This window comes from Rhodanobacter sp. FDAARGOS 1247 (assembly GCF_016889805.1).
In the GTDB taxonomy this organism is placed as follows: domain Bacteria; phylum Pseudomonadota; class Gammaproteobacteria; order Xanthomonadales; family Rhodanobacteraceae; genus Rhodanobacter.
Window position 1 is genome coordinate 863423 of sequence record NZ_CP069535.1, and the last position, 23271, is coordinate 886693.

General features: G+C 68.8%; 14 protein-coding genes. 9 read left to right on the forward strand and 5 right to left on the reverse strand.

Annotation, left to right across the window (positions count from 1 at the left end; translation table 11 throughout):
* Positions 1-51: 51 nt before the first annotated feature.
* Entirely contained in the window at positions 52-3606 is a 3555-nt protein-coding gene (locus I6J77_RS03735) for a hybrid sensor histidine kinase/response regulator (protein ID WP_204111390.1), read from the forward strand.
* Positions 3606-7178 carry a hybrid sensor histidine kinase/response regulator gene (locus I6J77_RS03740; protein ID WP_204110617.1) on the forward strand — a complete coding sequence of 1191 codons (3573 nt, stop codon included), beginning with the start codon at positions 3606-3608 and terminating at the stop codon, positions 7176-7178. The genes I6J77_RS03735 and I6J77_RS03740 overlap by 1 nt, the downstream gene beginning before the upstream one ends.
* A 1-nt stretch (position 7179) precedes the next feature.
* On the opposite strand, the gene I6J77_RS03745 is transcribed toward I6J77_RS03740, so the two are convergent.
* Together I6J77_RS03745 and I6J77_RS03750 are read right to left on the reverse strand one after the other, a co-directional pair.
* Entirely contained in the window at positions 7180-7599 is a 420-nt protein-coding gene (locus I6J77_RS03745; RefSeq protein ID WP_056713677.1) for a DNA polymerase III subunit chi, read from the reverse strand.
* A gap of 85 nt (positions 7600-7684) precedes the next feature.
* Positions 7685-9169 carry a leucyl aminopeptidase gene (locus I6J77_RS03750; RefSeq protein WP_204110618.1) on the reverse strand — a complete coding sequence of 495 codons (1485 nt, stop codon included), beginning with the start codon at positions 9167-9169 and terminating at the stop codon, positions 7685-7687.
* Between the two features lie 98 nt (positions 9170-9267).
* Here I6J77_RS03750 and lptF point away from each other — a divergent pair, with 98 nt between their 5' ends.
* The 3 genes from lptF to ltaE all read left to right on the forward strand — a co-directional run bounded on the left by lptF (position 9268) and on the right by ltaE (position 12836).
* Positions 9268-10383, forward strand: coding sequence for an LPS export ABC transporter permease LptF (lptF, locus tag I6J77_RS03755; protein ID WP_204110619.1), 1116 nt, complete (start codon positions 9268-9270; stop codon positions 10381-10383).
* Positions 10380-11480, forward strand: a complete 1101-nt coding sequence (lptG, locus tag I6J77_RS03760) for an LPS export ABC transporter permease LptG (RefSeq protein WP_056713685.1) — start codon at positions 10380-10382, stop codon at positions 11478-11480. The genes lptF and lptG overlap by 4 nt, the downstream gene beginning before the upstream one ends.
* Positions 11481-11816: 336 nt before the next feature.
* Positions 11817-12836 carry a low-specificity L-threonine aldolase gene (gene ltaE, locus I6J77_RS03765; RefSeq protein ID WP_204110620.1) on the forward strand — a complete coding sequence of 340 codons (1020 nt, stop codon included), beginning with the start codon at positions 11817-11819 and terminating at the stop codon, positions 12834-12836.
* Between the two features lie 812 nt (positions 12837-13648).
* Here the strand turns inward: ltaE and I6J77_RS03770 are convergent.
* From I6J77_RS03770 to I6J77_RS03780, 3 genes are all read right to left on the reverse strand, one after another.
* The gene (locus I6J77_RS03770) at positions 13649-14902 is read right to left on the reverse strand and encodes a polyhydroxyalkanoate depolymerase (RefSeq protein ID WP_204110621.1); all 1254 of its coding nucleotides are present in this window, start codon (positions 14900-14902) and stop codon (positions 13649-13651) included.
* An 89-nt stretch (positions 14903-14991) separates the two neighbouring features.
* Complete coding sequence (locus I6J77_RS03775; RefSeq protein ID WP_204110622.1) at positions 14992-15759, reverse strand: bifunctional 2-polyprenyl-6-hydroxyphenol methylase/3-demethylubiquinol 3-O-methyltransferase UbiG; 768 nt, start codon at positions 15757-15759, stop codon at positions 14992-14994.
* A 55-nt stretch (positions 15760-15814) separates the two neighbouring features.
* On the reverse strand, positions 15815-16312 hold the full coding sequence (locus I6J77_RS03780) for an RDD family protein (protein WP_204110623.1): 498 nt from the start codon (positions 16310-16312) through the stop codon (positions 15815-15817).
* 49 nt (positions 16313-16361) lie between these two features.
* Here I6J77_RS03780 and xerD point away from each other — a divergent pair, with 49 nt between their 5' ends.
* The 4 genes from xerD to I6J77_RS03800 all read left to right on the forward strand — a co-directional run bounded on the left by xerD (position 16362) and on the right by I6J77_RS03800 (position 23247).
* Entirely contained in the window at positions 16362-17279 is a 918-nt protein-coding gene (gene xerD, locus I6J77_RS03785; protein ID WP_204111391.1) for a site-specific tyrosine recombinase XerD, read from the forward strand.
* 193 nt (positions 17280-17472) lie between these two features.
* Positions 17473-18243 carry a DsbC family protein gene (locus I6J77_RS03790; protein WP_200950263.1) on the forward strand — a complete coding sequence of 257 codons (771 nt, stop codon included), beginning with the start codon at positions 17473-17475 and terminating at the stop codon, positions 18241-18243.
* Positions 18244-18607: 364 nt separating this feature from the next.
* A complete protein-coding gene (gene purL / locus I6J77_RS03795) occupies positions 18608-22474 on the forward strand; it encodes a phosphoribosylformylglycinamidine synthase (RefSeq protein WP_204110624.1) in 3867 nt (1288 codons plus the stop codon).
* A gap of 29 nt (positions 22475-22503) precedes the next feature.
* Entirely contained in the window at positions 22504-23247 is a 744-nt protein-coding gene (locus I6J77_RS03800) for a hypothetical protein (RefSeq protein WP_204110625.1), read from the forward strand.
* The last annotated feature ends 24 nt before the right edge of the window (positions 23248-23271 follow it).

The window sequence follows — 23271 nt, forward strand, 5'->3', positions numbered from 1 at the left end:
GCGACTTCGCCAAGGGGAATTATGGGGAGCGGAACGAGATGGTTGGCCAGGATGGCGCTGGCGCTCGCCTGGTCGCTGTCCGGGCTGGCGGCAGCCGCGGTCGCCCCGTCGGCGGGCGCGGGGGCGCGCTCGTCCGATCCGCTGCCGACGCCGCAGTTCCGCCGCTATCAGACCTCCGATGGACTGCCGGGCAGCACGGTGTATGCGGTGGCGCAGGATCACCAGGGCGCGATGTGGTTTGGCGTCGGCGTCGACCTGGTGCGTTTCGACGGCGTGGACTTCCGCGTGTTCGGCCACCACTCGGATGATCCGGCCTCGCTGCCCGAAGGTACGGTATACAGCCTGTTCGTCGACCGCGCCGGCGAGCTGTGGGTGGGCGGCTTCGGTTCGGGACTGAACCGCTACCGGCGCGACACCGCCGACTTTGCGCATTGGCGGCACGATCCGGCCGACCCGCGCAGCCTGGCCAGCGACAACGTCTGGTCGACGACGCAGACCACGGACGGCACGCTGTGGGTGGCCACGGATGCCGGACTGGACCGGATGCTTCCCGACGGCCGGTATTTCGAGCATGTCGGCAATCCGCTGGAGAAGGACCCCGCCACAGGATTCGGGGCCGTGCGAGCCCTGCTGGCGCGGCCGGACGGAAGCTTGTGGATCGGTTCCAGCCAGGGCCTGTTCGTGCGCGGGGCGGATGGCCGCGTGCGCCAGGTGACGATCGATCCGCACCTGCAGAATCTCAAGATCTGGCGCATCCAGGCCGATGGCGACGACGTGCGCATCGCCGTGCGTGGCGGCCTGCTGCGAATGGATGCCAGCGGCGCGGCGATGCTGTACCAGCCCGCGCAGATCCCCGCCACCGACGTGTACAGCAGCACGCTGGACCAGGCGGGCAACCTGTGGATCAGCACGCGCAGCGGGCTCTATCTGGACGACGGCCGGGCGCAGATCCACGCCATCGCCGGCCAGCCCTTGCTGCTGGGCAGCCTGCCGGCGCAGCAGGTGTGGCAGTCGCTGTGCGACAGCGAAGGCGGGCTGTGGTTCGTGATGGGCGATGGCGGCATTGCCTACCTGGCGCCGGGCTGGAACCAGTTCACCCGCTTCACCCACGTGCCGGATGATCCGCACAGCCTGCGCGACAACATGGCGTCGTCGGTGCTGGCTGGCGCGGATGGCTGGTTGTGGGTGGGCGGACACGAACTGGTCGACCAGCTCGACCCGGTCACCGGCGACGTGCGGCACGTGGTCTCGGGCCTGCAGGGCAACGTGCTGGACATGGTGGAGGACGCGCGCCAGCGGCTGTGGATCGTCAGCGAAGGCGGCGTCTATCGCTACGCCGGCGGCAAGCTGCAGCAGGTTGATGTGGCTGCCGCGGGCGCCACCCATCCGCGTCGCGTGGCCGTGGGGCCGGACCAGCGCATGTACCTGGTGTCCAATCGCGACGGCCTGTTCCGCATCGATCCGGACACCATGGCGGTCGATCCGCAGCCGGTGGCGCCCGCCGACGAAACCGGCTTCGTCGGCAACCGGCTGACCCGCTGGAACAGCCTGGGCTGGTACGTCGACAAGGGCACGCTGCTGCGCTGGCAGGCGGCTGCCGGCAAGCTCGAACCGGTCGCCGGCCTGTCGGACGAAGGCTATGTCTACGCGCTGGAGTTCACCGCCGACGGGTTCTGGGCGGCGCGCAACAAGATGTTCGAGCGCTACCGGCTGGACGGCGACAAGCTGGTGCGCGAACAGCTGGTGCCGATTCCGCCGAGCTGGCCGTCGATGGTGCTGATCGCCCTGCACGTCGATCACGAGGGACGTTTCTGGCTGTTCTGCAAGAACGGCCTGTGGCGGTTCGACCCGGCCAGCGGCGAGCTGAAATCCTTCGGCCTGCGCAATGGCCTGGTCAATGGCGAAGTGCGCGGCGACTCGCCGGCGATGATGCCCGACGGCACCATCTACGTGGCCAGCCTGGGTGGCGTGTTCGGTTTTCAGCCGGACCGCGTGCCGGCCATCGCCGGCCCGGCGGGCGTGGTGATCACCGCGGCCAGCGTGCGCCGCGACGGCGCGATCCATGACCTGCCGATCCAGGCGGCGCCGATCCAGCTTGCCTGGAGCGACCGCGAGCTGCGCTTCGAGGCGCGCTCCGGTTCGTACGTGGACCCGGGCGCCAATCGCTATCGTTTCCGCTTGCGGGGGTTCGACCGCAACTGGGTCGACACCGGCAACCACGGCGAGCGCGAGTTCGCCGGCCTGGGCGCGGGCGACTACACGCTGGAAGTGCAGGCCGCCGGCGCCAACGGGCGCTGGGCCGACCTGCAGCAGCCGCTGCGCATCCACGTCGAAGCGCCGCCGTGGCAGCGCTGGTGGGCGTGGCTGGCCTACCTGTTGCTGCTGGCGGCCCTGGTCGGCGTGATCCTGCGCGGCTGGCGCCGGCGCCTGGCGCAGCGCCATCACATGCAATTGGTCGACCAGCAGCGGCAGATGGCCGAGGCGGCCAGCGCGGCGAAGACCCAGTTCCTGGCCACGCTGAGCCACGAGATCCGCACGCCGATGACCGGCGTGATGGGCATGGCCGAACTGCTGCTGAGCACGCCGCTCAATCCGCTGCAGCACGACTACACCCAGGCCATGCAGCGCTCCGGCACGATGCTGCTGAAGCTGCTCAACGACGCGCTGGACCTGGCCCGCATCGAGGCCGGCCGGCTGGAGCTGGAGCCGGTGGCGTTCGAACCGCGGCAGCTGCTGGAAGAGGTGGCGCAACTGGAGCAGGGGCTGGCGCATGCGCGGGGCCTGCGCTTCGTGCTGGATGCCGCCGCCGACCTGCCGCCGCAGTTGCTCGGCGATGCGCTGCGGATCAAGCAGGTGCTGCTGAACCTGGCCAACAACGCGCTGAAATTCACCGAGCAGGGCAGCGTCACCCTGCGTGCGCAACGGATCGATGGCGGCCTGCAATTCAGCATCATCGACACCGGCCCGGGCATTCCCGAGGCGAGCCAGGCGCGCCTGTTCCAGCGCTTCGAGCAGGTCGAGGGTCCGCAGCGCCGGGCGGGCAGCGGTCTGGGCCTGGCGATCTGTCGCGAGCTGGTGGACATGATGGGCGGCAGCATCGAACTGGAATCGCGGCTCGCCCACGGCAGCACGTTCCGCGTGCGGCTGCCGCTGGCCGAGCCGCCAGCGCCACTGCCCACGGCGGTACCGTCTTCCGACCGGTGCTACCGCCTGCTGCTGGTGGAGGACGACACCATCGTGGCGGCGGTGATCCGCGGACTGCTGGAGCGCGAACGGCACGCGGTGGTGCACGTGGTGAACGGCTTGGCCGCGCTGGCCGAGCTGGCCCAGTCCAGCTTCGATGCCGTGTTGCTGGATCTGGACCTGCCGGGCGTGGACGGTTTCCAGATCGCCCGGTTGATCCGCCAGCGCGAACACAGGCAACAGCACCTGCCGATCATTGCGGTCACCGCGCGCTCGGGCAACAAGGACGAGGCGATGGCCCGCGACGCGGGCATGGACGGTTTCCTGCACAAGCCGCTGACCGGCGAGCAGTTGAGCCAGGCGCTGGCGCGGGTGATCGGATTGGCGTCGACCGCCCCCGTTGTTCCGCAGGAGACGGACTGATGCTGGCGGCCGCCTTGCTGAGCATGGCGCTGGCCCTGGGCGCGGCCGTGCCCGGCACGCCGGAGGTCGCCGCGGCCGTCGCGCCCGCGGCGAACCTGCCGGTGAACGGACTGTTGCCCACGCCACAATTCCGCCGCTACGCCACTACCGACGGCCTGCCCAGCAGCAGCGTGTACGCCGTGGTGCAGGATCGCGACGGCGCGATCTGGTTCGGCACCAAGGGCGGCATCGCCCGTTACGACGGCGTCGACTTCAAGGTGTTCCGGCACGCCGTCGACGACCCCGGTTCTCTGTATGACAACGGCATCGCCAGCCTGCTGTTCGATCGCGACGGCACGCTGTGGGCGGCCGGTCTGGAGGCGGGGCTGAACCGCTACGACGCCGCCAGCGGCCACTTCACGCACTGGGGCAACGATCCGCATGATCCAGCCAGCCTCAGCAGCGACAAGGTCTGGTCGATGGTTGCCGACGCTGACGGCAACCTGTGGATCGGCACGGTGCGGGGACTGGACCGCATGCGGCCGGATCATCGCGGTTTCGAGCACGTGACCAATCCCCTGCTGGGCACCGACCCGGCCGCGTTCGGCCTGGTCGCTGCGCTCTACGTCGACGCCCGCCAGCAGTTGTGGATCGGCAGCAGCCGGGGCCTGTTCCGTCGCGACATCGCCGGCAGCATGCATCGGGTTTCGCAAGCCGGCACGGCCTTGCCGATCGATGCCTGGCATATCGATGGCGACGCCGGCGAGATCCGCGTCGAAAGCACCCATGGCCTGCTGCTGGTGGGCAGCGACGACGTGGCGCGCCCGCTGGCCAGCGCCGGCGCACCCGACGGCAACGTGTTCGCCAGCGCTCGTGACCGCAACGGACGCCTGTGGATCGGCACCCAGCGCGGACTGTTCGTGCAGATGCAGCCGTCGGCGCCGATGCTGGCGGTGACCGACCAGCCGGTGCTGCACGGCGACCTGCCCGGCACCTGGGTGTGGTCGATGCTGGTCGACCACGAGGGCGGACTGTGGGTGACCATGCTGGACGGCGGCGTTGGCTACCTCGCGCCCGGCTGGAACGACACCAGCCGCTTCACCCATATTCCGGACGACCCGACCAGCCTGCGCGATTCGATCGTCACGGCGATGGCGCGCGGACACGATGGTCGCGTCTGGGTCGGCGAACGCTCCGGCCGCGTGGACAAGCTCGATCCGCACACCGGCAAGGTCGAGCATGTGCTGTCCGGCCTCGGCGGCGACGTGCTGGGCATGACCCAGGACCCGCAGGAGCGCCTGTGGATCGCGGTGCGTGGCGCACTTTACCGCGACACCCTGGGCCAGCCGCCGCAACGCATCGACCCCGACGGCCACTGGCTCAAGCATCCGCTGGAAGTGGAATCGGGTCCGGACGGGCGCATGTACGCGCGCACGTTCGGCGAAGGCCTGTTCCGCATCGATCAGGACACCCTGGCGGTGACCCGGGTGGCGATGGACCAGCCGAACCAGCGCGTCTTGTGGGGCAGCCAGCTCACCCTGCATGGTGGCTACTTCTGGTACGCCAGCGATGGCGGCATGTTGCGCATGAGCCCCGATCGCGACCGCTTCGAGGTGATCCCCGGGGTCACCAACGACCGGGCGGTGAACGCGTTCGATTTCGACGACGGCGGCATCTGGATGGTTCGCCCCGAAGCCCTCGAACACTATCACTACCGGGACGACGCACTGGTGCTCGATCGCACCGTCGACGCCTCGCAGGGCTGGCCGTCCATCAACGTGGTCGACCTGCAGATCGATGCCATGCGGCGGATCTGGATGCTCGGTCACGACGGCTTGTGGCGGTTCGATCCGCGCACCGGCCGGTTCCGTTCATTCGGCCTGCAGAACGGCCTGGCCAACGGCGAATTCTCCCGCGGCTACGCCGTCATGCCCGACGGCAACCTGTATGCGCCGACGCTGGGCGGCGTGGCCGGCTTCAACCCCGACCGCATCCGTGACGACACCACCGTGTCACCGCTGGCGGTCACCCAGGTCAGCGTGCGTCGCGACGGCAAGCTGCAGCCACTGGCGCCGCAGCAGACGATCACCCTGGGCTGGAAGGATCGCGGCCTGAACGTCGCGACGCGGCTTTTCTCCTACGTCGATCCGGCGGCGAACCACTATCGGTTCCGCCTGCGTGGTTTCGACAGCACATGGATCGACAACGGCAACCACGGCGAGCGCGAGTTCACCGGGCTCGGCGCGGGCGACTACACGCTGGAAGTGCAGGCCGCCGGCGCCAACGGCCAGTGGGTGCACCTGGCTCATCCGCTGCAGATCCAGGTACAGGCACCGCCCTGGCAGCGCTGGTGGGCGTGGCTGGGTTACGTGCTGATCGCGTTGCTGGGCATCTGGTTCGGCCTGTGGATCTGGCGGCGCCGGCTGGCGCGGCGGCACCACGTGGCGATGGTGGAACAGCAGCGGCAGATGGCCGAGGCCGCCAGCGCGGCGAAGAGCCAGTTCCTGGCCACGCTGAGTCACGAGATCCGCACGCCGATGACCGGCGTGATGGGCATGGCCGAACTGCTGCTGAGCACGCCGCTCAACCCGCTGCAGCACGATTACACCCAGGCCATGCAGCGCTCCGGCGGCATGTTGCTGAAGCTGCTCAACGATGCGCTGGACCTGGCCCGCATCGAGGCCGGCCGGCTCGAACTGGAACCCTCGCCATTCGATCCGCGCCAGTTGCTGTCCGAAGTGGCGCAGCTGGAGCAGGGCCTGGCCCACGCGAAGGGCCTGCGCTTCGTCCTGGAGATGTCCGACGACCTGCCGGCGCAATGGCTGGGCGATGCGCTGCGGATCAAGCAGGTGCTGCTGAACCTGGCCAACAATGCGCTGAAGTTCACCGAGCATGGCGAAGTGATCCTGCGCGCGCGGCGATCCGACGACGGCCTGCTGTGCAGCGTCAGCGACACCGGCCCGGGCATTTCCGAGGCCAGCCAGGCGCGGCTGTTCCAGCGCTTCGAGCAGGCCGACAGCCCGCAGCGTCGGGTCGGCAGCGGGCTGGGCCTGGCGATCTGTCGCGAACTGGTCGACATGATGGGCGGCTCGATCGAACTGGAGTCGCAGCTCGGTCATGGCAGCACCTTCCATGTGCACATGTCGCTGGCCGAGCCGGCGGTGGCGATGCCGGTGGACGAGTTCGCCAGCGGCCGGCACTACCGCCTGCTGCTGGTGGAGGACGATCCGATCGTGGCCACGGTGATCTGCGGCCTGCTGGAACGCGAAGGCCACAAGGTCAAGCACGTCGGCAACGGCCTGGCGGCGCTGGGCGAACTGGCCCATGCGCCGTTCGACGCCGCGTTGCTGGATCTGGACCTGCCGGGCGTGGACGGTTTCCAGATCGCCCGGCTGATCCGCCAGCGCGAGCACGCGGGCCAGCACCTGCCGCTGCTGGCGGTCACCGCCCGTTCGGGCAACGGCGACGAGGCGAAGGCGCGCGAGTCGGGCATGGACGGGTTCCTGCGCAAGCCGGTCAGCGGCGAGCAGCTGATCACGGCGTTGGCGCGCGTGGTGCCGGGCACCGTGGCCAGCGAGGAATTGCCCGCCTGAACTACATGTCGTGCTTGCGCACCTCGAAGCCGAGGCGCTGGTATTCGCGCCAGCGGGCCCGCGAACCCTCGCGCGCGTCCGGATCGGCGGCCACCACTTCCAGCACGCGCTGGTAGTTGCCGGGGGCGCAGGCCTCGCGCAGGTTGATCACCAGCGGACGGTCCGCCGTGTCCACGCCCGGCGGCACGATCAGCACGGCGGTGTGTTCGTCGTCGTCATCGCCGGCCAGCTGGTGCGGGATCATCGCGTCGTCGTCGAATGCCCACAGCAACTCGTCGAGTTCCTCGGCCTCGCTGAAATCGCGGGTGAGGATCAGCGTGGGCTGCTGCGCCGCGAACGCCTTCTTCGCCAGCTCGCAGGCCAGCAACAGCGGCTGTTCGCGGAAGCGCGGCTTGTCGATCAGGTAGAAGTCGGCACGCATGGAAGCCGGGAATCGGGAATGGGGAGTCGGGAATAGTAAAGGCAAAAGCCGCGTTGCGTTCCTGGCTTTTCCGATTCCCTATTCCCTATTCCCTGTCCAGCAGCCACTGGGCCAGCAGCGCCACCGGGCGGCCGGTGGCCAGGCCCTTGCGGCCTTCGTCCCAGGCGGTGCCGGCGATGTCCAGGTGGGCCCAGCGCTGGCCGTCGGTGAAGCGCGACAGGAAGCAGGCGGCGGTGATCGCACCGGCGCTCTTGCCGCCGATGTTGGCGACGTCGGCGAAGCCGGAGTCGAGTTGGGCCTGGTAGTCGTCCCACAGCGGCAGGCGCCAGGCGCGGTCGAGCGTCTCCTCGCCGGCGGCGAGCAGTTCGGCGGCGAGGTCGTCGTGCTTGCTCATCAGGCCGCTGGCGTGCTTGCCCAGCGCGATCACGCAGGCGCCGGTGAGCGTGGCCGCATCGATCAGCGCCTGCGGCTGGTACGTCTGCGCGGTGTACGTAAGCGCGTCGCACAGGATCAGCCGGCCTTCGGCGTCGGTGTTGAGCACTTCGATGGTGAGGCCGGACAGGCTGGTCAGCACGTCGCTGGGACGGTAGCTGTCGCCGTCGGGCATGTTCTCCACGGCCGGCACCACGCAGACCAGGTTGAGCTTCAGGCCCATCTTCACCGCGGCCACGAACGCGCCCAGCACGCCGGCGGCGCCGCCCATGTCGAACTTCATCTCTTCCATGCCGGCGCCGGGCTTCAGGCTGATGCCGCCGGAGTCGAAGGTGACGCCCTTGCCGACGAACGCGTACGGCTTGTCGCCGTCGTTGCCGCCCTTGTACTCCAGCGCGATCAGGCGCGGCTTGTTGACCGAGCCGCGGCCCACGGCGAGCAGCGAGCCGAAGCCCAGCTTCTCCATCGCCACTTCGTCGAGCACGGTGCAGCTGACCTTGTCGTGGCCGTCGGCGAGGGCCTGCGCCTGCGCCGCGATGTGGGCCGGGTTGCAGATGTTCGGCGGCAGGTTGGCCAGCTCGCGGGCGAAGCGCACGCCCTCGGCGATCGCCACGGCCTGCGCCAGTCCGCTGGCCGCTTCGTCGCCGCCGGCGAAGGTCAGCCGGGCCAGTTCGACCTGCTTGCTCCGGTCGCGGGGCTTGAAGGTGGCGGTGTAGCGATAGGCCGCGTAGTCGCTGGCCAGCGCCGCGATGCGCACGCGCCACGCGCTGTCTCGGCCGGGCACGTCGACACCGCTGAGGCAGGAGACGGCATCGGCCACCGGCAGCCGACCCAGTGCGCGCGCAGCCTCGATGTTCACCTTCTGGTAGCGCGCCGCGTCGAACGACTTCTGCGCACCCAGGCCGACCACCAGCACGCGCCGTGCGGCGATGCCGGCCGGCGCGAACAACATCGTGGTCGAGCCGGCCTTGCCGCTGATGTCGCCGCTTTCGATCTGGCGCCTGATGGCGCCGCCGCTGGCGTCGTCCAGCTGGGCAGCCGCGCTGGTCAGCACGCCCTGTTCGTACACGCCGACCATCACGCAAGCACTGTCGACGGTGGCGGGGGCGATGCTGGCGAGGCTGAACTGAAGTGTCATCGGAGGGTTCCTGCATGAGCCCGGCAATGGCCGGACAGGCTAGACTTGCGGTTTGCCGGCGCTGCTGCCGGGCCGGTTCAAGCGGACAAGTTTATCGCATGCTGAGCATCCTCGACCGCTATTTCCTGCGCGAGCTGGCGCAGACCGTGGCCGCCACCGTGGTGGTGCTGCTGGTGATCGTGGCCGGCAGTGCGTTCGCCCGCGTGCTGCAGCAGGTCGCCAACGGCAGCTTCCCCGCCAGCGTGATGTTCCAGGTGCTGGGCCTGCGCACGCTCGACGGCCTCACCAACATGATGCCGCTGGCCAGCTTCATCGGCATCCTGCTCGGTCTCGGGCGGATGTATCGCGAAAGCGAGATGCACGTGCTGTCGTCGTCGGGCATGGGTCCGCGCGGGCTGTTGCGGCCGGTGCTGATCCTGGGCGCCGTGCTGGTCGCGATCACCGCCGTGGTCTCGCTGTGGGTGGGACCGTGGGCCGTGCGCACCAGCGACGCGATGGTCGCCGCGGCGAACCGTTCGGTGATTGCCGCCGGCCTCGATGCGGGACGCTTCACCGAACTGCCCGGCAAGGGCGGCATCATCTTCGTCGACAGCCTCAGCCGCGACGGCAGCAAGCTGGGCCGTACCTTCGTGGCGACCCAGAGCGACAGCAAGGACGGCCCGGCGCATCTGAAACTGGTCAGCGCCACCAGCGGCGAGCTGTACCAGGAGAGCAACGGCGACGGCCGCTTCATCGCCTTCAAGGACGGCTGGCAATACGACATCCCGCTGGGCGCCAACAACTGGCGGCAGATGCAGTACCAGCGCAACGACACCTCGCTGTCCGCGGTGCGGGCCGACGAGGATGACGATCCCGCGCATTCCAAGAGCAGCTGGGCGCTGTTCCAGTCCGATGATCCGGACGATCGCGCCGAATTCGCCTGGCGCGCCAACGCGCCGCCGCTGACCCTGGTGCTGTTGCTGCTGGCGCTGCCGCTGTCGCGGCAGAGTCCGCGTGAGCCGAGGTACGGCCGGCTGCTGCTGGCGGTGGTGACGTTCTATCTCTACTACACCTTGCTGGCGCTGGGCCGCGCCCAGATCGGCAAGGACCACTGGCACAACCAGGCGCCGCTGTGGGCCCTGCACGCGCTGGTGCTGGGCATGGCCGGCTGGATGCTGTGGAAACAGTATTCCCCGCGCAAGCTGCGGACGCCGTCCACCGGTGTGGCGGCATGAGCGTGTTCAACATCAAGCGGGTCGACCGGCTGGTCGCGCTGAGCGTGCTCGGCTCGATGCTGATGGTGTGGCTGGTGCTGACCGGTTTCGACGCGGTCACCCAGCTGCTGCGCCAGCTCGGCAACGTGGGCAAGCACGGCTATACGCTGAGCAATGCGATTGCCTACGTGCTGGTGACATTCCCGCGCCGTGCCTACGAGATGTTCGGCAATGCGGCGCTGATCGGTGGCCTGCTGGGCCTGGGCGGCCTGGCCGGCACCGGCGAACTCACCGCCTTGCGCGCCGCCGGCATGTCGCGGTTGCGCATCGCCGGTTCGGCGGTGGGCGTGGTCGCGGTGCTGATCGTGGGCGTGGTGATCATGGGCGAGACGCTGGCGCCGTGGGGCGACCAGCAGGCGCAGGTGATGCAGGCGCGGATGAAGTCCGGCAACCTCGGCATGACCACCAGCAGCGGACTGTGGGCGCGCGACGGCGACGACGTGATCAACGCGCGCGGCACCTCGCTGAAGCAGCGTGACGGCCTGGCCACCGTGCAGCTCAGCGACGTGCGCATCTTCAACTTCAGCAAGGACGGCCAGCTGCATCGCTTCACCTGGGCCAGGACCGCCCAACACGACGGCAGGCAGTGGATGCTGCACGACGTGCGCATCACCACGCTGGACGAAGCCGGCACGCATGCCGGCACCGAGGCGGAGTTGCCGTGGAAGTCCACGCTGAATCCGCAGGTACTGGCGCAGTCGGTGATCCAGCCGCAGTACCTGTCGATGCGCGACCTGCGCCGCAACATGGATTACCTGGAAGGCAACGGGCAGAGTCCCGGCAGCTACGCGGTGGCGTTCTGGGGACGCGCGCTGTATCCGCTCAACGTGCTGGTGCTGGTGTTGTGCGCGATGCCGTTCGCGTTCGGGTCGCTGCGTTCGGGCGGCCTCGGCAAGCGCATGTTCATCGGCATCCTGCTCGCGCTGGGCTGGTATTTCCTGCAGCAGGCGATGGTGAACTTCGGCACGGTCTACGGCATGCCGCCGCTGTTGGCCAACCTGCTGCCGGCGGTGATCCTGGTGCTCGTCGCCTGGTTGTACTTCCGGCGACGGGTCTGATCGCCGCAGCTGTTTTCCCCGGCAATGTGACCGCGTTCTCAGCATCGTCGACCCGCAAGCCCCCACTATCGAATGGACGCCGAAGCGACATCCGCCGCGCGTCATCGCAGGGCGGAAGCTGCTTGCTTTCGCCATCACCAACTCTCGGGGGGGAGTCATGTCCAAGCCTTTCTGGCACAAGGATGCCTGCGGATTCTGGTTGATCGCCTGTATTCAGCTGAGCGCTTCGGCCGGCTGGGCGATGGTGCATTACCAGCTGCTGCAGTAGTCGGATCAACTTGCCGGCGATGCCGGATCGGGCCAAGCTGTTGGCTTTGCCGACAGCAGGGGTGTGCCGTGGAATGGGTTGATCTGCGCAGCGATACGGTGACGCGGCCGACGGCCGCGATGCGCGAAGCGATGCTCGGCGCCGAGGTTGGCGACGACGTCTACGGCGAAGATCCCACCGTCAACGCACTGCAGCGGCGACTGGCCGACGAGCTCGGTTTCGACGCCGGCCTGTTCGTGCCCAGCGGCACGCAATCCAACCTGCTGGCCCTGCTGGCGCATTGCGAGCGCGGCGACGAATACCTGGTCGGCATGGACGCGCATACCTACAAGTTCGAAGGCGGCGGCGCCGCGGTGCTGGGCTCGATCCAGCCGCAACCGATCGTGCACGCCGACGACGGCACGTTGCCGCTGGCACGCATCGAGGCGGCGATCAAGCCGGTCGATCCGCACTTCGCGCGAACCCGCCTGCTGGCGCTGGAAAACACCTGGCACGGTCGCACGTTGCCGCTGGATTACCTGGTTGCCGCGCACGACGTGGCGCGCTCGCATGGCCTCGGCCTGCACCTCGATGGCGCGCGCCTGTTCAACGCCGCCGTGGCGTGCGGCGTGCCGCCGCGCGAGATCGCGCGGCATTTCGACACCGTCTCGATCTGCCTGTCGAAAGGCCTCGGCGCGCCGGTGGGTTCGGTGCTGGTCGGCTCGCACGCGCTGATCGACAAGGCGCGCCGCTGGCGCAAGGTCACCGGCGGCGGCTGGCGCCAGGCCGGCATGCTCGCCGCGGCGGGCATGCACGCGCTGGATCATCATGTGGCGCGGCTGGCGCAGGATCATCATCGCGCCGAATATCTGGCTGGCCGCCTGCGCGAGGTCGCCGGCATCGACCTGCTGGGCCAGTACACCAACATGGTCTTCATCGACGTGCCGGCCGAACGCCTGCGCGATCTGGACGTCCATTTGCGCGCGGCCGGCATCCGCATCAGCATCGGCTACCTGCCCACGCTGCGCCTGGTGACGCATCTGGATGTCGACGATGACGGCATCGAACGCACGGCCACCGCGTTCCGCGAGTTTTTCGCGCGGCATTGATTGTCTGCTTCTCGTCGGCTTGCTGCGCAGGCCGCTTTTGCCTGCCCTTGCGCATCAGAACGAAAAGCTTTCGTCTGCCTGCGGCAGCCGAGCCACCTTTCTCTGAGTGGCCAGAGAAACGTGGCCCAAAGAGAGGCCACCCCGCTTCCGCGCTTTCCGGGCATCCTGCCCGGAAAGTCCGCGAGTCGGGGCCGGGCTTTTCGAACGGACATCCTGTCCGTGCGAAAAGGAGCCGACATCCCTGTCGGCTCCCGCTACGCGGCCTGTCGCCCCCGCCTCGCCGCTACAGAGGGGCCCCGGGTAGAGCGACGCGCATCCTGCGCGTACTTTTCAGAAGAGCCGGATCAAGAGCAGAGCTGCGGCAACCCGGAGCTTTGCTCTGGCTTTTTGCTTTTGCTCTTCAGCTTCATCACCGAGTGCGGGCCACGATGGCCCGTTGCTCTACCGGGTCCCTTGTGCGGCGGTGAGACGGGGTCGACAGGCCGCGCAGCGGGCGTTGCCAGGGATGGCAACGCCTTTTCGCGCGGGCAGGATGCCCGTTCGAAAAGCCCGGCCCCGGCTCACGGACTTGTTGGGCAGGAAGCCCAACAGGCGCCAAGCGGGGTGGCCTTCTCTTTTGGTTACTTTTCTCTTGGCCACGGAAGAGAAAAGTGACTCGGTCGCCGAAGGCGATCGACCGCTCTGCACTTGAGCTCTTGCTTCTAAGCGCATCGGGGCATAACGCGAGAACAGAACTTGCCCTCCGAAGGAGGACGAAAACCCATCACTCTGTAACCAACGAAACGCGCCGCGCAGCGGATAACCCGCCAGCGCTACTTCGCCACCTGATCAAACTTGCGGATGAAATCCCGCACCTGCGGGTACACCGTTTCGCGCCAGCGGCGGCCGCTGAAGATGCCGTAGTGGCCAGCGCCTTCGATCACCCGGTGGGCGCGGCGTTTGGCCGGGATGCTGCTGCACAGGTCGTGCGCCGCTTCGGTCTGGCCCAGGCCGGAGATGTCGTCCAGCTCACCCTCGATGGTGAGCAGGGCGCTGTGCCTGATCGCCGAGGGATCGACCCGTTCGCCGGCCACGTCCCACAGGCCGCGCGGCAGCAGGAACTGCTGGAACACCTTCTCGATGGTGTCGAGGTAGAACGCCGCAGGCATGTCCAGCACGGCGTTGTATTCGTCGTAGAACTTGCGGTGCGCTTCGGCATCGTCCTGGTCGCCGCGCAGCAGGTCCTGGTAGAAATCCCAGTGCGAGGTCATGTGGCGGCCGGGATTCATCGCGATGAAGCCGGCGTGCTGCAGGAAGCCGGGATAGACCTCGCGTCCGCGGCCGGGGTAATTCGGCGGCACGGTGTGGATCACGTTGCCCTTGAACCATGACAGCGGTCGCTGGGTGGCCAGGTTGTCGACGCTGGTGGGGCTGCGCCGGGGGTCGATCGGGCCGCCCATCATGGTCAGGCTGCGCGGGGTGTCCTCGCCGCGCGCGGCCATCAGTGACACCGCCGCCAGCACCGGCACGGTCGGCTGGCAGACCGAGATCACATGCACGCTGGAGGCGCCGATGTGACGGATGAAATCCTCCACACAGGCGACATAATCGTCCAGCCCGAACGTGCCTTCGGCCGCCGGCACCATGCGTGCGTCGACCCAGTCGGTGATGTACACCTTGTGGTCGCGCAGCAGGGTGCGCACGGTATCGCGCAGCAGGGTGGAGTGATGGCCGGACAGCGGGGCCACCACCAGCACCACCGGGTCGGTCTTCATCTTCTCGATGGTCGACGGATCGTCGCTGAAACGCTTGAAGCGCTTGAGCTGGCAGAACGGCTTGGCCAGCGCGACCCGCTCGATCACCGCGATCTCGTGGTCATGCGCGGTGACGCTGTGGATGCCGAACTCCGGCTTCTCGTAATCCTTGCCCAGCCGGTGCATCAGCTCGTAACCGGCGGCCAGCCGCTGCGCGCCCGGCACCTGGGCGAACGGGCTGCTGGTGTCGTTGAGCATGTTCGCGCTGGCCTGCGCGAAGTGGCTCAGCGGGCCGAGGAACGCACGTTGCCATTCGTGGATCTGATAGAGCATCGAAGGGGGATTGCCGGGACGAAAGCCGCCATCTTAGCGCCGTTTTGGCGGTGCGTGTTGCGATGCCGCAGCGGCGGCCCCCAATCCAATCAGTGGCTTGGCGCTGCCGCTGGCCGATACGTGCAGCGCAGCAGCACCTCGTCGACGCCATCGGTGTCGCCCAGTCCCGCGTGCCATCGCAGCGGTTTCTGGAAGCGCAGCCCGATCGGCATGAAGACCCGGTTGTACCACCACATCGCGCGTTCGCGCTGGTGCGTGAGGTACCACTGGCCCAGCGCCAGCAGGCGTGAGGAGCCCGGTTGCATGCCGTAGACCGCGCTTTGTTCCAGGACGAAACCGTGGGTAGCCAGCCGGAACAGGATTTCCGTCGGTTCGTAGCGCCGGTAATGGCCCACGAACTCGTCGAAGGCGGTCCACGCCTGCGGATGCAGCGGCACCGACAGCAGCACGCTGGCGCCCGGTGCGGCGACGCGGGCCAGTTCGGCCAGTGCGCCGTCGTCGTCGGCGACATGTTCGAGGATGTCGAGCGCGCAGATCAGGTCGAAGCTGGCGTCGGCGCAGGGCAGCTGGCCGATCATCCCGTGGATGGCGTTGCCGCCGCCGGCGCGCAGCCGGCGCAGCGCGGCGTGGCTGAGATCGACGAAACAGGTGCCGGCCAGCGGCAGTCGCGGGCGCAGGCCCGGCGCCACTTCCAGCCGGCGCGGCGCGGCGTCGGCCAGCTCGCGCGACAGCGGCCAGGTATTGAAACGTTCCGGCCCGATCAGCCTGGCCGCGGACCACAGCGATTCGTAGAAGCCGCGGTTGATGCGGACCAGGTCGGCATCGCTGCGGCTGGTGTCGGCTTGGCTTCGGGTCATCGGCGGATTGAACCTTTCCCGGGCTGAGCAAGGCGTGAAGCCGGACGCTGCTGCCTCAATCGAGCCGACGCACTTCGGTGCCGGCCGCAAAATCGTGCACGGCGCGCCGGCGACGATCGAACAGCGCCACGGCAAACCAGCCCGCCCACACCACCAGCAGCGTCCACAGCGTGGTGCGCAGGCCGAACGCGGGCGCCAGCAGCAACAGCACCATCGGCGCACCGGCCACCAGCAGGCGGATCACCGCCTGCTGCAGGGTCACCGTGCCGCCATCGTCGCGGGTCACCCGGATGCGCCACGGGCGCATGCCCACGGTCTGCCCGCCGCGCCGCCACGAGCTGATGAAATACGCGGCCACCACCAGGCCCTGCAGGCACTGGTACCAGAGCGGCACCACGGTCCTCGCGCCGGTGGTGATCAGCTTGCCGCCGGTGGCGAGCTGGCACAGCAGGCCCACCACCATCACGATCGCCACCACGATCAGCAGGTCGTAGACCAGCGCCAGCAGGCGGCGCCACAGCGGGCAGGGGGCGGGGGTGGAATCTGCGGGCATCGTGTCCGGTCGCTTGCGTCGGGCGCGCGCAATGGCCAGCATCGTGCGCATGGAGAAGGAAATGATCCGCGACAGTATCGCCGAAGCCGACCGCCGCAGCATCGCTGCGTTCGTCGAGCGGGTGTGGTCGGAGGACGGCCTGGCCGATCGCACGCTGGAAGCGTATCGGCGCGACCTGGAATTGCTGGCCGCATGGCTGGCCAGCCACGGTCGCGAGCTGGCCACGGCGCGGCGCGAGGACATTTCCGCCTATCACGGCAGCCAGGCGGTGGCGGTGCGATCGCTGGCGCGACGGCAGTCGGCGTTCCGCCGCTACTACGCGTTCCGGGTCCGCAACGAGCCTGGCTTGGCCGATCCCACCTTGCTGATCGAACGTCCGAAGTTGCCGCGCAGTCTGCCCAAGGCGCTGGCCGAACGCGAGATCGACGGCCTGCTGCAGGCGCCGGACAGCACCACCACGCTGGGCCTGCGCGATCGCGCGATGCTGGAACTGATGTACGCCTCCGGCCTGCGCGTGTCCGAGCTGGTCGAATTGCCGCTGGCCGCGCTGAACCCGCGCCAGGGCGTGCTGCGGGTGACCGGCAAGGGCGGCAAGGACCGCCTGGTGCCGGTCGGCGAAGAGGCGCTGGCACACATCGGCAAGTACCTGGCCGATGCCCGTCCGGCACTGGCGAAGGGACGCCAGCCCGCGGCGCTGTTCCTCAGCCAGCGCGGCGAGGGCATGACCCGCCAGATGTTCTGGACCCTGGTCAAGCGCTACGCGCTGCGCATCGGCATCAACCCGAAACGCATCTCGCCCCACGTGCTGCGCCACTCCTTCGCCACCCACCTGCTCAACCACGGCGCCGACCTGCGCGCCCTGCAGATGCTGCTTGGCCACAGCTCGCTCAGCACCACCCAGATCTACACACTGGTGGCGAAGGAAGGCCTGAAGCGGCTGCATGCGCAGCATCACCCGCGGGGGTGATGGCGGGGTGGGTGAGAGGCCCTGGTCGGTGGGGTGCAATGGCGGCGCGCCGGCGTGGCTGGCTGCCCGGAAAATCCCGGCGCAACCCCGGCCCTGCCATTCCGTCGCACATCCCCGGACGAGCCCTCGGCCTGTGCGAGAATGGGCGATACCGTCGATCCCCGCGACGGATCGATGAACGAGGCTGGTGATGCTGAAGAATCTTGTGTTGGCGCTGTGCCTGGGTGGTCTTTCGCTGAGTGCCTGCGCCGTGCAGAACGAGCCGGCGGCGGCCGCCACCGCCGCGGTGACGCCGGCCGTGCGCGAGATGGTGCAGAAGGCGATCCGCAGTCTGGCGCCGAACATCAACGTGGACGTGATCGAGCCGGCGCCGATGCCGGGCTTCTACCAGGTGATCGCCTCGGGCCAGATGCTCTACATCAGCGCCGACGGCAAGTACATGATGCACGGCGACCTGATCGACCTGGGCCGCAAGCAGAATGCCAGCGACGACGCCTGGGCGCGCTTCCGCAAGGCCGAGCTGGCCAAGGTGCCGGAATCCGAGCGCATCGTCTATGCGCCGGCCAACCCGAAGTACACGATCTCCGTGTTCACCGACGTCAATTGCGGCTTCTGCCGCGCGCTGCACGAACACATCGCGGACTTCAACAAGGAAGGCATCGCGGTGGAATACCTGGCCTGGCCGCGCGAAGGCCTGGTGACCACGGCCGGTGGCCCCACGCCGACCTATACCGAAATGGTGTCGGTGTGGTGCGCCAGGGACCGCAAGGCCGCATTCACCGCGGCCAAGCAGGGGCGCCCGCCTGCGCCGACGACCTGCGTCAATCCGGTCAAGGACCAGTTCAACCTGGGCGTGCGGCTGGGCGTCAACGGCACCCCGGCGATCTACGGCCCGGACGGCCGCACCCTGGGCGGCTACGTGACGCCCGAACAGCTGCTGCAGGCGTTGAAGCAGGGCGGCTGATACTCGCCTTGCTCCCTCCTCTGCAAGGCAGGGGGCGAATGTGTGATTCCCTAGTCTTGCTCCCTCCCCTGCGCAGCAGGGGAGGGCTGGGGTGGGGTGCTCTTTGCGGCAGGATCAGGAGCGACCCCCTCCCAACCTCCCCCTGCGCGAAGGGAGGGAGGGCAAAAGCCAGGGGCGCGGCTTCGCTGGGACGGTTTGGGTAGCCGGGGCTACCCCCTCCCAACCTCCCCCTGCTAGCAGGGGGAGGGGCGAACGTGTCTTCGGCGCAGCCGAAGACGGCTTGAGCTGGAAGGGGTGTCTTCGGCGTAGCCGAAGACGGCTTGAGCTAGAATGGGCAATTCCCTCGCATAGCTTCGTTCCCCGCATGATCGCACTCGACGGGCAGAACGCCCTCTCGCCGTTCCGCCTCGAACGCCTCAATGCCCACCTTGATGCCCTGCATCATGGCGTGCGCGTGCAGGCGTCGTGGTTCGTCCATTTCATCGATGCCGACACCGCGCCCGCCGGCGAGCTGCGCCAGCGGCTGCTGGCCGTGCTGGAGGCGAAGGACGCCGCGCCGGAGCCGGCCACGCTGTGGGTGGTGCCGCGGCTGGGCACGATTTCGCCGTGGTCGAGCAAGGCCACCGACATCCTGCATGGCGCCGGGTTCGATGTGCGTCGCGTGGAACGCGGGCAGGCCTGGCTGGTCGCCGGGCTGCCACCAGAGGACGCGCCGGATCACGCCGCGATCCTGGCGGTGCTGCATGACGCGATGACGCAGTCGGTGCTGACCCGCATCGACGACGCGCAGGGCCTGTTCCTGGCCGGGACGCCGGGCGACCTGGTGCACGTCACGCTCGGTGCCGATCCGCAGGCCGCCCTGGCCGAAGCGAACCGGCGGCTCGGCCTGGCGCTGGCCGACGACGAGATCGAGTACCTGGTCGATCGCTACGCCGAGCTGGGCCGCGATCCCACCGATGCCGAACTCTTCATGTTCGCCCAGGCCAACTCCGAGCATTGCCGGCACAAGGTGTTCAACGCCAGCTGGACGGTGGATGGCGAGGAACAGGACAAGAGCCTGTTCGGCATGATCAAGCACACCCACCAGCAGTCGCCCGCGCATACGCTGTCCGCCTATTCGGACAACGCGGCGGTGATCGAGGGCAGCACCGGCCGCCGCTTCTTCGCCGATCCGGCCGATCGCGTGTGGCGCGGCCACGAGGAACGCATCGACTTCGCGATCAAGGTGGAAACGCACAACCATCCCACCGCGATCGCGCCGTGGCCCGGTGCCGCCACCGGCGCCGGTGGCGAGATCCGCGACGAGGGCGCGACCGGTCGCGGCGGCAAGCCGAAGGCCGGCCTCACCGGTTTTTCGGTTTCCGACCTGCGCATTCCCGGCCATCCGCAGCCGTGGGAAGTGCAGCGGCCGCTGCCGCCGCGCATGGCCAGCGCGTTCGAGATCATGCGCGACGGCCCGCTGGGCGCGGCCGCGTTCAACAACGAGTTTGGCCGTCCCTGTCTGGGCGGCTATTTCCGCAGCTATGAAGCCGAGCTGCCCGGCCAGCCCGGCTTCCGCCGCGGCTACGACAAGCCGATCATGCTGGCCGGTGGCCTGGCCAACCTGCGCGCGGGCCACGTGCTGAAGCGCCCGGTGCAGCCGGGCAACAAGGTGATCGTGCTGGGCGGCCCGGCGATGCTGATCGGCCTGGGCGGCGGCGCGGCCTCTTCGGTGGCCGGCGGCGCATCGAGCGCGGAGCTGGACTTCGCCTCGGTGCAGCGCGACAACGCCGAGATGGAGCGGCGCTGCCAGGAAGTGATCGACGCCTGCTGCGCCCGCGGCGACGCCAACCCGATCGTCAGCGTGCATGACGTGGGCGCCGGCGGCCTGTCCAACGCAATCCCCGAGCTGCTCAACGATGCCAGCGTCGGCGGCGTGATCGACCTGTCGAAGATCCCCTGCGACGACCCCTCGCTGTCGCCGATGCAGGTGTGGAGCAACGAGTCGCAGGAACGCTACGTGCTCGCCATCGCGCCGGAGAACCTCGCGGAATTCGAGGCCATGTGCCGGCGCGAACGCTGCCCGTACGCCGTCGTCGGTGACGCCACTGCCGAGCGCCAGCTGGTGCTGACCGATCCGCGGCGCGAGCTGACCGTGATCGATCTGCCGATGGACGTGCTGTTCGGCAAGCCGCCGCGGATGCATCGCGACGCGAAGCGGGTCAAGCCGCGCGTCGACCTGGTGCCGGACCTGTCCGGCGTGGGCATGGACGAGGCCCTGCTGCGCGTGTTGCGCCTGCCCACCGTGGGCAGCAAGAGCTTCCTGATCAACATCGGCGACCGCACCGTCGGCGGCCTCAACCATCGTGACCCGATGGTCGGCCCGTGGCAGGTGCCGGTGGCCGACTGCGCGGTGACCATGGCCGACTTCGACGGCTACGCCGGCGAGGCGATGGCGATGGCCGAACGCGCGCCGGTGGCCGTGCTGAACAGCGCCGATGCGGCGCGGCTGGCGGTGGGCGAGGCGATCACCAACCTCGCCGCCGCGTCGATCGCCAACCTCGGCGACATTCGCCTGTCGGCGAACTGGATGGCCGCGGTGAATCATCCGGGCGAAGACGCCGCGCTGTTCGACGCAGTCAAGGCGGTGGGCATGGAACTGTGCCCGGCGCTGGACATCTCGATCCCGGTCGGCAAGGACTCGCTGTCGATGCAGACCGTGTGGCACGACGGCCAGACCGACCAGCGCACGGTGTCGCCGGTGTCGCTGGTGATCACCGGCTTCGCCCGCGTCACCGACGTGCGCCGCACACTCACGCCCCAACTGCGGCTGGATCGCGGCCATTCGGAATTGTGGCTGATCGATCTGGGCGCGGGCCGCGATCGCCTCGGCGGTTCCTGCCTGACCCAGGTGTTCAACCGTTCCGGTGGCGTGCCGCCGGACCTGGATGACCCGAAACGCCTCAAGGCACTGTTCGAGCTGATCCAGGAAGCGAACGCCGCCGGCATTCTGCTGGCCTATCACGACCGTTCCGACGGTGGCGTCATCACCACCCTGATGGAGATGGCCTTCGCCGGCCACTGCGGCCTGGAAATCCATCTGGACGGCTGGGCCGAGGCGACCCTGCGCGCGCTGTTCAACGAGGAGCTCGGCGCGGTGGTGCAGGTGGCCGAGGCCAACCGCGAGGCGTTCGAGGCGCTGCTGGTGAAGTACGGCCTGGCCGGCATCAGCTACCGCATCGGGCGGCCCAAGGAAAAGCTGGGCATCAAGCTGTTCCTCGGCGGCGACACCTTGTTCAAGTGGAACTGGAGCACGCTGTTCAAGGCGTGGAACGAGACCAGCCACGCGATGCAGCGCCAGCGCGACAACCCGCAAAGCGCGGACGCCGAGCTCGAATGGCGGATGGACGATGCCGATCCGGGCATCAGCCCGAAGCTCGGCTTCGATCCGGCGCAGAACGTGGCTGCGCCGTTCATCGCCAGCGGCGAGCGTCCGCGCATCGCGATCCTGCGCGAGCAGGGCGTCAACGGCCAGGTGGAAATGTCGGCGGCCTTCACCCGCGCCGGCTTCGACGCGGTGGACGTGCACATGTCCGACCTGGCCAGCGGGCGGGTGAAACTGGCGGACTTCCGCGGCTTCGCGGCCTGCGGCGGTTTCTCCTACGGCGACGTGCTCGGTGCCGGTCGCGGCTGGGCCACCTCGATCCTCTACAACGAGATGCTGCGCGAGCAGTTCAGCGCGTTCTTCGCCGACCCGACCAAGTTCGCGCTGGGCGTGTGCAACGGTTGCCAGATGCTGGCGCAGCTGAAGGAGATCATCCCCGGCGCCCAGCACTGGCCGAAGTTCCTGCGCAACGCGTCGGAACAGTACGAGTCGCGCCTGGTCACGCTGGAGATCCTCGACACGCCGAGCCTGTTCTTCAAGGGCATGGCCGGTTCGCGGATTCCGGTGGCGGTGGCGCACGGCGAAGGGCGGGTCAGTTTCCCGCACGCCTGCAGTCCGTCGAAGTCGAACGGCGCGGTGCGCTTCGTCGACAACCGCGGCAAGCCGACCGAGAGCTTCCCGCTCAACACCAACGGTTCGCCCGGTGGCCTGGCCGGTTTCACCGCCGCCGATGGCCGCGTGACGATCATGATGCCGCACCCCGAGCGCGTGTTCCGCACGGCACAGCTGAGCTGGCATCCGGACGGCTGGGGCGAGGATTCCCCGTGGATGCGCATGTTCCGCAACGCGCGCGTGTGGTGCGGCTGAAGCTCCTGCGGTTGACGAGGCGCTGAGCGATGGCCCGGCGCCGCTGGCCCGCGTCGCGTGCGTTGCTGTCGGTCGCGGCATGGATGGCGTTGCTGGCGGTGTTGCCGTGGTGGTTGGGCCTGCCGTTGCTGCTGTCGCTCGCTGCCTCGACGGTGTTGCTGCAACATCGCCTGACCGGTACGCATGCCGCGATGATCCGTCGCGCGCTGCGCTGGGGACTGCCCGGCATGTTGTTCGCGCTGCAGCGCAGCCTGGGTGGCGACGTGCTGGCCTGGGGCGCGGCCCTGCTCGGCGCGCTGGCCGGCTACACCCTGCTGGCGGGGCTCGAGGCCTGGCTCGATCGCGAGCTGCGGCGTGCGCCGCCGGCGCCGCCATCGCCCGAATGGCCGGAACTGGCGCTGGCGCCCAGCGGACCGCCGGCGCGGATCATCGAGTTGCAGCCGGTGCGCTGGCAGGCCGTCGTCGATCGTCCGCCCGATCCGCTGGGCGGCAACGTGGTGTGCAGCGACGGCCACTGCCGGCTCGCCACCGGCGAGTGCATCGATGACGTGGGCGACGCGATCGCCTTCAGCGCGTCCGGTCGCTGGCTGGTGGCGCGCCTGCGCGACGAACGCTCGCTGCTGTTGTGGGATCGCCAGCGCGATCGGCGATACCGGTTGCGGCGCTGGCAACTGGCTGGCTGGGACGGCGAGCAGCCCTGGCTGAGCCGCGGCGACGACGCGATGCCACTGGCCTTGCCCGCCGTGCTCGGCAGGGACGACGACGAAGGCTGAGGTCGGAGTCGCGCGGTGTCGACG

Bases quoted from the DNA above. Each gene is read 5' to 3' on its own strand.
- I6J77_RS03735 (WP_204111390.1), top strand. From the start codon at position 52: ATGGCGCTGGCGCTCGCCTGGTCGCTGTCCGGGCTGGCGGCAGCCGCG.
- I6J77_RS03740 (WP_204110617.1), top strand. From the start codon at position 3,606: ATGCTGGCGGCCGCCTTGCTGAGCATGGCGCTGGCCCTGGGCGCGGCC.
- I6J77_RS03745 (WP_056713677.1), bottom strand. From the start codon at position 7,599: ATGCGTGCCGACTTCTACCTGATCGACAAGCCGCGCTTCCGCGAACAG.
- I6J77_RS03750 (WP_204110618.1), bottom strand. From the start codon at position 9,169: ATGACACTTCAGTTCAGCCTCGCCAGCATCGCCCCCGCCACCGTCGAC.
- lptF (WP_204110619.1), top strand. From the start codon at position 9,268: ATGCTGAGCATCCTCGACCGCTATTTCCTGCGCGAGCTGGCGCAGACC.
- lptG (WP_056713685.1), top strand. From the start codon at position 10,380: ATGAGCGTGTTCAACATCAAGCGGGTCGACCGGCTGGTCGCGCTGAGC.
- I6J77_RS03770 (WP_204110621.1), bottom strand. From the start codon at position 14,902: ATGCTCTATCAGATCCACGAATGGCAACGTGCGTTCCTCGGCCCGCTG.
- I6J77_RS03775 (WP_204110622.1), bottom strand. From the start codon at position 15,759: ATGACCCGAAGCCAAGCCGACACCAGCCGCAGCGATGCCGACCTGGTC.
- I6J77_RS03780 (WP_204110623.1), bottom strand. From the start codon at position 16,312: ATGCCCGCAGATTCCACCCCCGCCCCCTGCCCGCTGTGGCGCCGCCTG.
- xerD (WP_204111391.1), top strand. From the start codon at position 16,362: ATGGAGAAGGAAATGATCCGCGACAGTATCGCCGAAGCCGACCGCCGC.
- purL (WP_204110624.1), top strand. From the start codon at position 18,608: ATGATCGCACTCGACGGGCAGAACGCCCTCTCGCCGTTCCGCCTCGAA.
- I6J77_RS03800 (WP_204110625.1), top strand. From the start codon at position 22,504: ATGGCCCGGCGCCGCTGGCCCGCGTCGCGTGCGTTGCTGTCGGTCGCG.